This window comes from Sphingomonas parva (ex Maeng et al. 2020) (genome assembly GCF_004564275.1).
Taxonomy (GTDB): Bacteria; Pseudomonadota; Alphaproteobacteria; order Sphingomonadales; family Sphingomonadaceae; genus Allosphingosinicella; species Allosphingosinicella parva.
Map to the genome: position 1 here is coordinate 17,262 of NZ_SPDV01000010.1, position 12,583 is coordinate 29,844.

General features: G+C 68.4%; 10 protein-coding genes and 1 tRNA gene. 2 read left to right on the top strand and 9 right to left on the bottom strand.

What is annotated here, in order from left to right:
• The first annotated feature begins 206 nt into the window (after positions 1 to 206).
• Together E2493_RS06770 and E2493_RS06775 are read left to right on the top strand one after the other, a co-directional pair.
• Positions 207 to 1,301, top strand: a complete 1,095-nt coding sequence (locus E2493_RS06770) for a hypothetical protein (protein WP_191992974.1) — start codon at positions 207 to 209, stop codon at positions 1,299 to 1,301.
• 94 nt (positions 1,302 to 1,395) lie between these two features.
• Entirely contained in the window at positions 1,396 to 2,142 is a 747-nt protein-coding gene (locus E2493_RS06775) for an aspartyl/asparaginyl beta-hydroxylase domain-containing protein (protein WP_135085040.1), read from the top strand.
• A 137-nt stretch (positions 2,143 to 2,279) separates the two neighbouring features.
• Here E2493_RS06775 and E2493_RS06780 read toward each other — a convergent pair.
• The 9 genes from E2493_RS06780 to E2493_RS06820 all read right to left on the bottom strand — a co-directional run bounded on the left by E2493_RS06780 (position 2,280) and on the right by E2493_RS06820 (position 12,579).
• A tRNA-Glu gene (locus E2493_RS06780) sits at positions 2,280 to 2,355 on the bottom strand.
• An 82-nt stretch (positions 2,356 to 2,437) separates the two neighbouring features.
• Positions 2,438 to 4,210 (bottom strand): single-stranded-DNA-specific exonuclease RecJ, encoded by a 1,773-nt coding sequence (recJ, locus tag E2493_RS06785; RefSeq protein WP_135085212.1) that lies wholly within the window; start codon positions 4,208 to 4,210, stop codon positions 2,438 to 2,440.
• Between the two features lie 222 nt (positions 4,211 to 4,432).
• Entirely contained in the window at positions 4,433 to 5,797 is a 1,365-nt protein-coding gene (gene argH / locus E2493_RS06790; RefSeq protein ID WP_135085042.1) for an argininosuccinate lyase, read from the bottom strand.
• Positions 5,798 to 6,051: 254 nt separating this feature from the next.
• Positions 6,052 to 7,086: an LLM class flavin-dependent oxidoreductase gene (locus E2493_RS06795; protein ID WP_135085044.1), complete on the bottom strand. Its 1,035-nt coding sequence runs from the start codon at positions 7,084 to 7,086 to the stop codon at positions 6,052 to 6,054.
• Positions 7,083 to 8,021 carry an ATP-grasp domain-containing protein gene (locus E2493_RS06800; RefSeq protein ID WP_135085046.1) on the bottom strand — a complete coding sequence of 313 codons (939 nt, stop codon included), beginning with the start codon at positions 8,019 to 8,021 and terminating at the stop codon, positions 7,083 to 7,085. The genes E2493_RS06795 and E2493_RS06800 overlap by 4 nt, the downstream gene beginning before the upstream one ends.
• 93 nt (positions 8,022 to 8,114) lie before the next feature.
• Positions 8,115 to 9,470 carry an MFS transporter gene (locus tag E2493_RS06805; protein ID WP_135085048.1) on the bottom strand — a complete coding sequence of 452 codons (1,356 nt, stop codon included), beginning with the start codon at positions 9,468 to 9,470 and terminating at the stop codon, positions 8,115 to 8,117.
• A 128-nt stretch (positions 9,471 to 9,598) separates the two neighbouring features.
• A complete protein-coding gene (locus E2493_RS06810; RefSeq protein WP_135085050.1) occupies positions 9,599 to 10,477 on the bottom strand; it encodes an ROK family protein in 879 nt (292 codons plus the stop codon).
• A 33-nt stretch (positions 10,478 to 10,510) separates the two neighbouring features.
• Positions 10,511 to 11,557, bottom strand: a complete 1,047-nt coding sequence (gene mgrA, locus E2493_RS06815) for an L-glyceraldehyde 3-phosphate reductase (RefSeq protein ID WP_135085052.1) — start codon at positions 11,555 to 11,557, stop codon at positions 10,511 to 10,513.
• 11 nt (positions 11,558 to 11,568) lie between these two features.
• Entirely contained in the window at positions 11,569 to 12,579 is a 1,011-nt protein-coding gene (locus tag E2493_RS06820; protein ID WP_135085054.1) for a glycoside hydrolase family 5 protein, read from the bottom strand.
• Positions 12,580 to 12,583: the final 4 nt, after the last annotated feature.

Consider the following 12,583-nt stretch of genomic DNA (forward strand, 5'->3'; position numbering starts at 1 on the left):
AGCGACACGGTCGTCGAATTCGGCTCCGTCGGCCGATCCGCGTCTGCAGCAGGCCGAGATGGGCGCACCTGGGATACCGCGGAAATGGACCGAATAGCGGCCGTGCCGGATCGACTCGCACGGCCGCGAACCGCATACTCTCCGGGACGCCTCCAGCGCAGGCCAATCCCGTCCTGCGGCGGGGATCGGCGCCGGCGGAGGTAGACATGGCAAGCTACCCGATCATCCCCTCGAAGACGCCCGCACCAGGCTGGAAGGGCGGGTTCTCCACCTCCAATCCCAGCTTCGCCTATCCGGATCCCAATCTCAGCTCGCTGCCGATGCTGGACAACATGGCCAACATCAACCTGCTGCAGCGCCAGCTCGACGTGCTGTGGCCGGAATTCAGCTGGCAGACCGTGATCGGCGACGAGACCTCGCGCTGCTATCAGATGTTCGCACCGGACATCTCCCGCGCCGGCTACGACGTCACAGGCCGGGTCTATTCGATCATCTGCCCGCAGCAGGGGGCATGGTCACCGACGCTCGGCGACCTCAACATCGAGGTGACCGTCACCGGCAATCGGGGATGGGTGAACGAGGATGCGAGCGACCTCGACACCGATCTGGTCGCCGCCGACATGACCGTGACCGGCAAGATCTGGTTCGGCCCGAGCGCGAAAGACAAATACGTCTATAAACTGTTGCGGCTGATCCTCGAAGCGGAGGGTCTCCCCTTCCCGCTCGACAAGGCCAATGCCATCCAGGTGACGCTGCACCGGGTCGGCGACCCCTCCCAACCGATCATCTCGATCCGCTCCGGCATCAATCCCGGCTTCCCGAATCCCGGCTTCGCGCTGCATGCGACCGAGGCTTGGGCGGTCGCCAACGTCGCCGTGCAGATCGGGCCGATCCTGTCCCGCCACAACGAGAAGGTCGACGGCTTCAACGCGATGGTCATGGAGATTTTCAATCTCGCGTCCGGCAACCTGCTGCAACTCGGCAACGTGCTGACCTGGAACGTCTGGCTCGACGCGCCGACGCTCGTCGACCGCGCCGAATGGGCCGCGCATGCGGAATATTGGCGCAAGTCGATCGACACCGGCCACGGCAGCCCCGACGGACCGGGCACGCCGCCGCGCTATTTCGACGGCACTCCGTTCCAGCCGATCGATGCGATCGAGCAGAAGGAATGGGACCTGATCAAGACCTGGCTGAAGAAGCACGTCGGCTGGGTTGCCGAGCTCGCCGCGGAGCGCGAGGCGGCGCCGGCCAGTCCGACCGCCGAACCCGAGCCGATCACGGTGCAGCCGCTGGCTTGAGAAGGCGCGGCCCACACGTCAGACTAATCTGCTTGCTGGAAGCGGTGTGAGCGGAGGCATAAGATCGAGCTGCACTGCCTGGAGGCGCAGCCGCATGGATCCGTCCCTGCCCCGCCGGTCGTGGGTTTACCGCGCCGCGAAGAAGGCACGCGCCACTCTGGACCGGGTGATCGCGCGCTCGTCGAGGATCAGCAACGCTCCGGTACTCCAGGCCAAGGACTTCCCCTGGACGGACGCGCTCAAGGCGCATTGGCGTGAGATACGCGACGAAGCCGAGACGCTGCTCCCAAGGCTCGCCTCCGTGCCGGCGCTTCGCCTCGTCTCGCCCGATCATCGGCGCATCGCCCAGGACGATCTCTGGAAATCGTTCTTCCTCGTCGGCTATGGCTACAGGATCGAAGCCAATTGCGCGCGGTGCCCGCGGACGACCGCTTTGGTCGAGCGCATTCCGGAGCTGAACAGCGCCTTCTTCTCGATCCTGATGCCGGGAACCCGGATCGCGCCGCACCGCGGCCCGACCAAGGGCCTGGTCACCTGCCACCTCGGTCTGATGGTACCGCCCGACGGAGCATGCCGAATGCGGCTCGCCGACCAGCTGCTCGGCTGGGCGGAGGGCGAATGGCTCGTCTTCGACGATACCTACCGGCACGAGGTCCGGCACGACGGCGACACCCCGCGGATCGTCCTGCTCATCCAGGTGAAGCGTCCGTTGCGCTTTCCCGGCCGCCTGATCGCCGACCTCTTCCTCGCCGGAATGCGCAGATCGCCGTTCGTCCAGGAGGGCCGGCGCAATCTCGGCGCCTGGGAGCAGGCGATGCAGGCGGCGGATCGCCCGGCGTGAGGGGAGCCTTCGCCGTGGCGGCTCCCTGCGGTCGCCGTCACCAACAAAAAAGGCTGCCCCCGGCAGCCTGGTCGGACGCGGCTCCCTGCCGGTCGCCGTCACCAACAAAAAAGGCTGCCCCCGGCAGCCATTTTTGTTGGTGACCCCAACGGGACTCGAACCCGTGTTTTCGCCGTGAAAGGGCGACGTCCTAGACCGCTAGACGATGGGGCCAAATTATCGGGCGGAGGAGCTCCGTCCGGCGCATCGGCGGGCCGCCCTTAGACCGGACACGCGCCGCCGGTCAACCATTGCCTCAATCGGCCCAGGCGGCGTCCTCCAGGTGCATCTCCGCCGAGACCCGGTCGCTCCATTCGTCGCGCTTGATGCGGCCGGCGATCCACAGCTTGCGATGCGGCGGACAGGCGAGCATCGCCTGGCCGAGCGGCGTGTCCGCCATGCGGAACGCGATCGCCTTGATGCGGCGACCGTCGTCGCCCGAGACGACGAGCCGCAGATGACCGCTGCCGACCACGTCCGCCTTGACGATCCGCACCGGGCCGGCCGCGACCCGGGGAGCAGGCCAGCCGGCACCGTAGGGGCCGCCGGCGTCGAGCGCGTCGCACAGATCGGGGCAGACGCCGCCCGGAGCGAGCACCGCGTCGAGCTTCAAGGCGCGGCCGTCCACCGCACGGGCGATGTCGGCCGCCAGCCGCTCCTCGAGGAAATCGGCGAGCGCCTCGATCCGATCGGCGGCCACGGTGACGCCGCAGGCCATCGCGTGGCCGCCGCCGGCGACCAGCAGGCCGCTGTCCTTGGCAGCGAGCACCGCGGCGCCGAGATCGACGCCGGCGATCGAGCGGCCCGATCCCTTGCCGACGCCGTTCTCGTCGATCGCGATGACGATCGCCGGCCGGCCGAGCTTCTCCTTGAGGCGGCCGGCGACGATGCCGATCACGCCGGGGTGCCAGCTTTCGCCCGCGACGAGGACCACGGCGCGATTGCCCTTGGCGGCGCAGAGCTGTTCGGCCGCTTCGCAGACCATGGTCTCGATCGCACGCCGTTCCTCGTTCAGCCGGTCGAGCTCGGCGGCGATTCCCCGCGCTTCCTCCTCGTCCTCGGTGGTCAGCAGCCTGACCCCGAGATCCGACTTGCCGACCCGGCCGCCGGCATTGATGCGCGGGCCGAGCGCGAAGCCGAGATCGGTGCAGGTCGGCGCCTTCTTCAGCCGCGACGCCTCGATCAGCGCAGAGAGACCGACGTTCCGGCGCTGCGCCATCACCTTGAGGCCCTGGGTGACGAAGGCGCGGTTCAGGCCCTTCAGTTGCGCGACGTCCGCGACCGTGCCGAGGGCGACCAGATCGAGCAGCTCGATCAACTTCGGCTCCGGGCGTGCCGCGAAGAAGCCGCGGGCGCGCAGCACGCGCAGCAGCGCGGCACCGAGCAGGAAGCAGACTCCGACCGCGGCGAGATGACCATGGGCGGCGGCCTCTTCGGCCTCGTCGAGACGATTGGGATTGACCAGGGCGCGGGCGACGGGGAGCCGGCTCGCGCATTTGTGATGATCGATCACGATTACCTCGACTCCCGCGGCCCGCGCCATGTCGAGCGCTTCGAACGCCTGGGCGCCGCAATCCACCGTGACGATCAGTTCGGCGCCTTCCCGCCCGAGCCGTACCAGCGCCTCGCCCGACGGGCCGTAGCCCTCCATCAGCCGGTCCGGGATGTAGGCCCGGGGGCTGCCGCCGAGATCGCGCAGCAGGCGGACGAGCAGGGCCGCCGACGTCGCGCCGTCGACGTCGTAATCGCCGAAGATCGTGACCGCCTCGCCTTTCTCGACCGCGTCGGCGAGCCGCTCGGCGGCGGCGTCCATGTCGCGGAAGATCGACGGGTCCGGCATGAAGCCGCGTATGGTCGGCTGGCGGTGCCGGTCGAGTTCGGGACGGCCGACGCCGCGCGCCATGAGCAGCTGGTCGATCAGCCCGTCGGCCTGGAAGCCGGCATCGAATCCGTCCGCCGCCGCGCCGCGCCACTGCCACGGTTGACCAAGGATCGAGCGCGAGACGCCGCAGACGAGGTTTGTGGCCATCAGCATGGCGCGAGGGTAGCGGAAACGGAGTCCGGGGTGAATCCCCGCAGACGAGAAAGGTGTGGAAAATCAATCCAGATCGTCATCCCGGCGGAAGCCGGGATCTCAGGCCACGAAGGGCAACAAGGCAGATGGCGCGCTCCCTTGAGTCTGCGCCTCGTCCGACCCGAGACCCCGGCCTTCGCCGGGGAGACGGTTTGGGCCCGGGGCCGCGGCACTGCCCTAGATCTGCCCCTTCGCTCTCTCGATCTGTTCGCGGACGCGCTCGGGCGACGTGCCGCCGTAGCTGGTGCGGCTGCGGACCGAGGCGTCGACGGTGAGCACCTGATAGACGCTCTCGTCGATCCGCGGGTCGATCGCCTGCAAGGCATGGAGCTCGATCTCGGCGAGGCCGACGCCGCGGTCCTCGGCGAGCTTCACCGCGCGGCCGGTGATGTGATGGGCCTCGCGGAACGGCACGCCGGCGACGCGGACCAGCCAGTCGGCGAGATCGGTGGCGGTCGAGAAGCCGGCTTCGGCCGCGGCGCGCATCCGGTCGGTGCGGAAGTCGGTGGTCTCGACCATCCCGGCGAGCGCCTGCAAGGAGAGCATGAGCAGGTCGTGCGCTTCGAAGACCGGCGGCTTGTCGTCCTGCATGTCCTTCGAATAGGCGAGCGGCAGGCCCTTCATCGTGATGACGAGGGCGGTCATCGCTCCGGCGATGCGGCCGGCATGGCCGCGGACGAGCTCGGCCGCGTCCGGGTTGCGCTTCTGCGGCATGATCGACGAGCCGGTCGAGAAGGCATCGGGCAGGCGAACGAAGCCGAACGGCTGGCTCGCCCAGATGATCAGCTCCTCGGCGAGGCGCGAGAGGTGCAGCGCGCAACTCGTCGCCGCCATCAGATAGTCGAGCGCGAAATCCCGGTCGGAGACGGCGTCGAGGCTGTTGGCGGTCGGCCGATCGAAGCCGAGCGCGGCGCTGGTTGCCTCCCGATCGAGCGGGAAGGAGGTGCCGGCCAGCGCGGCCGATCCGAGCGGATTCTCGTTGAGCCGGGCGCGGGCGTCACGGAAGCGCAGGCGATCGCGGCGCAGCATCTCGAAATAGGCGAGCAGGTGATGGCCGAGCGTCACCGGCTGCGCCGCCTGGAGGTGGGTGAAGCCGGGCATGACGGTCTCTTCATGCTCCTCGGCGCGGGCGACCAGCACCCGCTGGAAGGCGGCGAGCGAGGAGTCGACCTCGTCGATCGCGGCACGCACCCAGAGGCGGAAGTCGGTCGCCACCTGATCGTTGCGCGAGCGGGCGGTGTGGAGACGTCCGGCGACCGGGCCGATCAACTCGGCCAGCCGCGCCTCGACGTGCATGTGGATGTCCTCGAGCGCGATGTCCTCGGGGACGCCGTTCGCCTCATATTCGGCGGCGACCGTGTCGAGCCCGCCCGCGATCGTCGCCGCGTCCTCGGCGGAGACGATGCCCTGCGCGCCGAGCATCGCGACATGCGCCTTCGAGGCGGCGATGTCCTCGCGCCAAAAGCGCTTGTCGAAGCCGATCGACGCGTTGATCTCGCGCATCAGCGCCGACGGCCCCCCGCCGAAGCGGCCGCCCCACATTACGTTGCTGCCCTTCTGGTCCGAAACGGCTCGTCTCCCTTCGGAGCGGGGGATTAAGCGGACGGTAAGCGGGGAGCAAGCACCAGATCAGGCAAGCCCCACCCGTCATCCCGGGGCAGGCCCGGATCTCATTGAAGGTAAGCGCCGACGCCGATCGAGCGCGCCCTTGAGGCCCCGCCTCTTCCGACCTGAGGCCCCGGCTTTCGCCGGGGCGACCAATTTGGACTGATCGTGCTCCTGCGACCCTCGCGGTGTTACGCCGCCTTCATCGGCTGGATGACCTGAGCGGCGAAGCGGTCCATCTCCTCGGCCTGGGGGCTCATCTGGAGGAGGAGCAGGTCGAGACCGGCCTCCTCATATTCGGCGATCCGCTCCTGGAGCTGCTCGGGCGTGCCGACCAGATTGGGCCGAAGACCGCGGTTGGAAACGGAATATTCCTGGAGCTTGAGCTCGCGCTCGAGCTCGGTGCCCGACAGCCACTGATCGAAATTGTCGAAGCCCTTGGGCGGCTGCGGCGGCAGCTGGGTGATCCGCTCAAGCTCGCGCTTCGCCTCGGCCTCGCTGTCGCGGACGATGGCGTAGGCGGCCATGCCGAACTGCATCTCGCCGCCGCCGGCGCGGGCGCGGCGCGCCTCCATATCCTCGATTTTCGGGCGGATCGCCGCGACCGGATCGCCGTGCATGACGTAAGCGTCGCACTGGGTCGCGATCATCGTCTTCGCCGTTTCGCTCTCCCCGCCGGCGTAGATCGTGGGACGCGGCTGCTTCTTCGGCTTGGGCTCGCAGATCGCGTCCTTCAGCCGGTAGCGCTCCCCCTCGTAGGTGAAGCGCTTCTGAGTCCACAGGCCGTCGAGCACCTCGAGCCACTCGCGGGTGCGGGCGTAGCGATCGTCATGCTGATCGAACAGCAGGCCGTATTGGGTCGCCTCGTCCGCCCACCAGGAGGAGACGACGTTGAGCGCCAGCCGCCCCCCGGAGATATTGTCGATGTTCGCCGCCTGCTTTGCGAACAATGCCGGCTGGTGGAAGTTCGGCCTCACCGCGACCATCAGCTCGATCGTCTCCGTCACCGCGGCCAGCGCCGCAGCCGTCGACCAGGCGTCGAGCGCCGGTTCCTCGACGCCCTTGATGTCGTTGAGGTTGAGCTCGGCGATCAGCGACAGGTCCCAGCCGGTCTGCTCGCTGCGCTGGGTGAGCCGACGGACATAGTCCCAGCTCGCCTCCATTCCTTCGTCCTCGATGTTGCGCAGCCAGCCGCCGAACACGGGCATCCAGTAACCGAACCTCATGCAGCATCCTTCCGAATACGGGCGGCGGCGATCGCCGCCTCCAACGCGTCGACCAGGCGCTCGTGCGGATCCCATCCGAGCACGTCGAGAGGCTTGGCGACGAAGTTCGACAGGCCGTTGATGTCGTAGAAGCGCGGCGTCCCGTCGCGATCGTCGATCACGACCTCGACCCCGCCGACGTCCATGCCGCAGGCGGCGGCGATGCGCTCCGCCGCCTCGATCAGCTCGGCCGGCGGCGTGACCGCGCGCATGCCGATCGCCGCGCGGCCCGGCTGGACCAGGCAGGCATCGGCCGGGCAGAGATCGAAGGCGTCGCCCTTGCTCTCCACCTCGAGCGCATAGAGAAAACGGCCGCCGAGCGTCTCGATCCGCATGATCGTGCCGCCGCGCGGCGGCACATAATCCTGCAGCAGCAGGACCATGTCGATGCTCTCCGGCAGGGTACGATCGCTGATCGACTGCGCGAGCTCGTCACGGCTGGCGTAGCGGACGATACCGGCGCCGGCACCGCCGATGTTGGCCTTAACCAGCAAGGGAAAGGCCATGCCTTCCGCCGCGGCGAGCAGGTCGCGGCCGCGATGCACCGCCCGCGTCTCCGGGATCGCATAACCGAGACCGGTGATCAGCGAGAGCTGGCGCGCCTTGGAGGTGTCGATGGCGAGCAGGTCGGCGCCGTTGAGCACCGTCGCGCCCTGGCGACGCCAATGGTCGAGCAGGGCCTCGGCATAAAAGATCGGGTGCTCGGGCTCGCGCAGGAAACCGGACATGGCGACTCGGCTGAGGATTACCGGCGCCGGCGGCGGGCTGCGGCCCGGATCGAAATGATGGTCGCCGAGCGGGATCTTGACGAACGAGACGCCGCGGCGCTCCAGCGCCGCGAACAGCGGCTCGAACCACAAAGGATGCTCGTAGAGGATAGCGAGATCGGCGGTCATGCGGGAATCCGGATTCGAGGAGCCGCGCATGTGTGGCCGCCGGTCCTGAATTTCAAAGGAAAAAGGGGTCGCCGGCCGCGGCCCCTTTCCACCTCAGTGGGTTGCCCGCGCCGGCGCATCGGCGCTCGCCGCGACCTTCACCCGATCCGCCGCCAGCGCGAACAGGCAGAGCAGGATGTAGCAGGCGGCCGGGACGACCAGCGCCAGCGTGTAGCCGACCGAGCCCGACACCGCGCCGACCAGCGGCGGGATCGCGGCGCCGCCGACGATCGCGGTGCACAGGAAGCCGGAGGTCGCCTCCTCGCTGGCCGTCGAGCGCTCGAGCGTCAGCGTGAAGATCACCGGGAACATGATCGAGTTGAACAACCCGATCGAAAGGGCGACGTAGCCCGCCTCCACCCCGCCGAGGAACGCGACATAGAGGCACATCGCGGCGGCGATGGCGGTGAAGATGGCGAGCAGCCGCGCCGCGCGCACCCTGGCGAGCAGGGCCGAGCCGATCAGCCGGCCGACCATCGCCCCGCCCCAATAAAGGGCGACCGCCTTGCCGGCTTCCTGCAACGAGACGCCGGGCACGCCGTCGCTGCCCATCAGACCACTGAGGATCGGGAAGCCGAACGGACCGTCCGACTGGCCCCAGATGCCGTCAGAGTTGAGGAACAGAGCCATCTGGGTGCCGATCGCGACCTCCGCGCCGACATAGAGGAAGATGGCCGCGCCGCCGAGCAGCGCCCATTTCGACGAAAACGCCTCGGCGAGCATTGCGCCGACGCCGCGACGAGCAACCGCGTCGGAGACGGCGGGGGCCGCATTGTCGACCAGCCGGCGCGAGAAGAAGAAGAACAGGGCGAGCGCGGCGATCAGGCCGGAAATCCAGAAATAGGCAGAGTCGATGCCTGCGAGCGCGTTCGAGCGCGCCGCCTCGGTCACCGCGCTGCCTTCCTTCACCTCGATACCGGCGAGGAAGAGATGGGCACCGAGCAAGGGGCCGAGGAAGGTGCCGAGCGAGTTGAACGCCTGGCTGAGGGTCAGCCGCAGGTGGCTGTAGCGAGGATCGCCGAGCGCCGCGGCAAGCGGGTTGGCCGCGACCTGGAGGATGGTGATGCCGCTGGCGAGGATGAACAGCCCGGCGAGAACCAGGGTGTAGACCGAGAGATTGGCGGCGACCAGCATGGTCAGGCAGCCGGCGACCATCAGCAGCAGGGCGCCGATGATCGTCTTGCTCGAGCGGAAGCGCGAGAGCAGCGCCGCGGCGGGGAAGGAGACGATACCGTAAGCGATGAAGAAGGCCGAGGCGCTGAGCTGGGCCTGGAGATCGGTGAGATCGAAGATGCCCTTCACCGCGGCGACGAGGGGATCGATCATCGAGGTGATGAAGCCCCAGGCGAAGAACAGGGTGGTCACGGTGATGAACGCCGCGCGCATCCCGCCTGTCTGCGTTTTTTCCATTCGAGAATTTTCCTCATCGGCCGCGGACGCGGCCCCTTTCCGGTCCGTCCGGTTGGTAGATGACAGGGCTGTCATTCCGCAAGCGGAAGGTAAGAATCCTCCCCATCGCCTTTCGGCGACAGGGAGGATTACGCAGCCCCCAATGCCAGCGCGATCGGACCGAGCGGGCCGGCATCGTCGCCGAGGCCGGGCGCGGTGACGTAGGGAGCATCCTCCGGGATGCTCATGTAGCCGGCGATGCTCTCGCGCAGCAGCGGCTCGATGCGCGGGAGGAGGTGTTTCTGGCCCGAGACGACGCCGCCGCCGATCACGATCCGCCTTGGCGCCGCGGCGCAGACGATGGTGTGGCAGAGCTGGGCAAGGGCGTGGGCGACGCTGTCCCAGACCGGATGATCGGCCGGGAGCGCCGACGCATCGTCGAGGCCGAGACGCTTCTTGATCGAGCCACCGGCGACGAGCCCTTCCACGCACGGGCCGTGATAGGGACAGGCGCCCTCCCAATCGTCGCCGGGCAGGCGGGCGATGCGGACGTGGCCGAGCTCGCAATGCTGGAAGCCGCGCATCGGTTCGCCATTGGCGATGAGGCCCACCCCGACCCCGGTGCCGACGGTGACATAAGCGAAGTCGCGCATCCCCCGGCCCGCCCCCCAGGTCATCTCCGCCCGGGCGGCGCCGTTGACGTCGGTGTCGAAGGCGGTCGGCACGCCGAACGGTCGCGCCAGCCGCGGGGCGACGTCGATGCGCTGCCAGCCGGGCTTGGGCGAGCTGGTGACATGGCCCCAGGTCGGCGAGGCAGGATCGAGATCGACCGGGCCGAAGCTGGCGATGCCGAGCGAGACGAACGGCGCGTCCGCCCACCAGCCGGCGAGGATCGCCTCGAGCGCGGCGAGCGTCTCTTCGGGGCCCGCGGTCGGCACCGTCCTGCGGTCGAGCACCGTCTCCGGGCCCTCGGCGAGCGTCGCCACGCATTTCGTGCCGCCCAGCTCGATTCCGGCGAAGCGCCTCATCGCTCCCCTCCCCTCAACACCGTGCCGCCTCGATCAGGCGACTTCCTCCGGCTTCAGCTTCGACGAGCCCTTCCAGATGTCGATGCCGCCTTCCTCGGCGAAGCGATCGATCTCGGCGATCTCGCCTGCGGAGAAATCGAGGTTGCCGAGCGCGGCGAGCGAATCGTCGAGTTGGGCGACGTTGCGGGCGCCAATCAGCGCCGAGGTGACGCGCGGATCGCGCAGCACCCAGGCGATCGCCATCTGCGCCAGGCTCTGGCCGCGGCGCTGCGCGATGTCGTTCAGCGCGCGGATGCGGCCGAGGTTCTCCTCCGTCAGCCAGCCGGTGGAGAGCGATCCGCTGCGCGCCGCGCGGGCATCATCGGGGACGCCGCCGAGATATTTGTTCGTCAGCATACCCTGGGCGAGCGGCGAGAAGGCGATGCAACCGGTGCCGAGCTCGCCGAGCGCGCTGAGCAGGCCGTGCTCGATCCAGCGATTGAGCAACGAATAGGACGGCTGGTGGATGAGCAGCGGCACGCCCTCGGCGGCGAGGATGCGGTGCGCCTCGCGGGTGAGCTCGGGCGAGTAAGACGAGATGCCGACGTAGAGCGCCTTGCCCTGGCGCCAGGCGGTGACGAGGGCGCCCATCGTCTCCTCGAGCGGCGTCGTCGGATCGACACGGTGGGAGTAGAAGATGTCGACATAGTCGAGCCCCATCCGCTTGAGGCTCTGATCGAGGCTGGCGAGCAGATACTTGCGGCTGCCGCCGTTGCCATAGGGCCCCGGCCACATATCATAGCCCGCCTTGGTCGAGATGATCATCTCGTCGCGATAGGGGCGCAAATCGGCCTCCATCACCCGGCCGAAATTCTCCTCGGCGGAGCCGTAGGGCGGCCCGTAATTGTTGGCGAGATCGAAATGGGTGACGCCGCGATCGAAGGCGCGGCGGAGCACGGCCCGGCCCGTCTCGAACACGTCGACCCCGCCGAAATTGTGCCAAAGGCCCAGCGAGATCGCGGGCAGATCGAGGCCGCTGCGGCCGCAGCGGCGGTAGGTCATGGCGCCTTCGTAGCGGCTCGGTTCGGCAATGTAGGGCATATCTTTCATCCTCAGCAGGTGCCGCCGCACGGCATCGGTGTCCGAGGCTGCGGCGGGGAAGAATCACGGTCGTGCATCGCGCGCAGATGCTCGCGAACCAGTCGGCCGGACGGGGTGAGATCGTTCTCCTTCCATCCGCCCCGCGCATCCGCGCCGGGAAGCAGAGCCGCGGAGCTCTCGCGCTTGGTGGTGATCGACCAGTTCAGATAGCTCAGCTTGTTGGCTTCGAGGAAGTCCCACCATTTGCGGGTCTCCTCGACGTCGACGGGGCCGTCGCCGCTCGCGGGGGTAGTGCCCCATTCGGTGACGAACAAAGCGGCGCCCTTGGCGAGCGCGTCATCGGCCTTGTCGCGCAGCGACTGGCGATGTGTGCCGGCGTAGAAGTGCAGCGTGTACGCGAGGTTGGTGAACGGCAGAGGATCGACCGCCGCCTTGTCCACGTCCTGCGACCAGGTCTGCGTGCCGGCGACGATCAGATTGTCCGGATCGGCTTCCCGGATCTTCGGGATGACGGCGAGATGATAGGGCTTGATCACGCGAGACCAATCCTGGGTGTCCAGCGGCTCGTTCCAGGTTTCGTAGATGATGTTCGGCAGATGGCCGTATTTGCGCGCGATGTGGGAGAAGAAGTGCGCGGCCGCCTCCGGCTCCGGCTGGTGGGCGTGCCAGTCGACGATCACGTACAGGCCGGAAGCGATTGCGGCGTCGATCACCGCCTCCGCCTTCTTCGTCTCGCGATCGGGATGCTCCATATAACCGCCGCTGTGCACGGCGATCGCCGCACGGACGACGTCGGCCTTCCAGTCGTCGCGCAGCCAGGCGACGGCCCCGCGATTGTAGAATTGCGGGGCCCATTGGCTCCAGAACAGCGACATGCCGCGCAGGACCACGGGCTCGCCGCGCGCATCGACGATCCGATTGCCTTCGACGCGCAATTGGCCGTGCCGCTCGACCGGAGTCTCGGCCGCGGCGGGCGCGGCGGCGGCGAGGAAGAGGCAGAGACCAGCGAGGAGTCGGATCATGCGG

Excerpts from the sequence above, each read along its gene's own strand:
- E2493_RS06770 (WP_191992974.1), top strand. The coding sequence starts at position 207 with ATGGCAAGCTACCCGATCATCCCCTCGAAGACGCCCGCACCAGGCTGG.
- E2493_RS06775 (WP_135085040.1), top strand. The coding sequence starts at position 1,396 with ATGGATCCGTCCCTGCCCCGCCGGTCGTGGGTTTACCGCGCCGCGAAG.
- recJ (WP_135085212.1), bottom strand. The coding sequence starts at position 4,210 with ATGGCCACAAACCTCGTCTGCGGCGTCTCGCGCTCGATCCTTGGTCAA.
- argH (WP_135085042.1), bottom strand. The coding sequence starts at position 5,797 with ATGTGGGGCGGCCGCTTCGGCGGGGGGCCGTCGGCGCTGATGCGCGAG.
- E2493_RS06795 (WP_135085044.1), bottom strand. The coding sequence starts at position 7,086 with ATGAGGTTCGGTTACTGGATGCCCGTGTTCGGCGGCTGGCTGCGCAAC.
- E2493_RS06800 (WP_135085046.1), bottom strand. The coding sequence starts at position 8,021 with ATGACCGCCGATCTCGCTATCCTCTACGAGCATCCTTTGTGGTTCGAG.
- E2493_RS06805 (WP_135085048.1), bottom strand. The coding sequence starts at position 9,470 with ATGGAAAAAACGCAGACAGGCGGGATGCGCGCGGCGTTCATCACCGTG.
- E2493_RS06810 (WP_135085050.1), bottom strand. The coding sequence starts at position 10,477 with ATGAGGCGCTTCGCCGGAATCGAGCTGGGCGGCACGAAATGCGTGGCG.
- mgrA (WP_135085052.1), bottom strand. The coding sequence starts at position 11,557 with ATGCCCTACATTGCCGAACCGAGCCGCTACGAAGGCGCCATGACCTAC.
- E2493_RS06820 (WP_135085054.1), bottom strand. The coding sequence starts at position 12,579 with ATGATCCGACTCCTCGCTGGTCTCTGCCTCTTCCTCGCCGCCGCCGCG.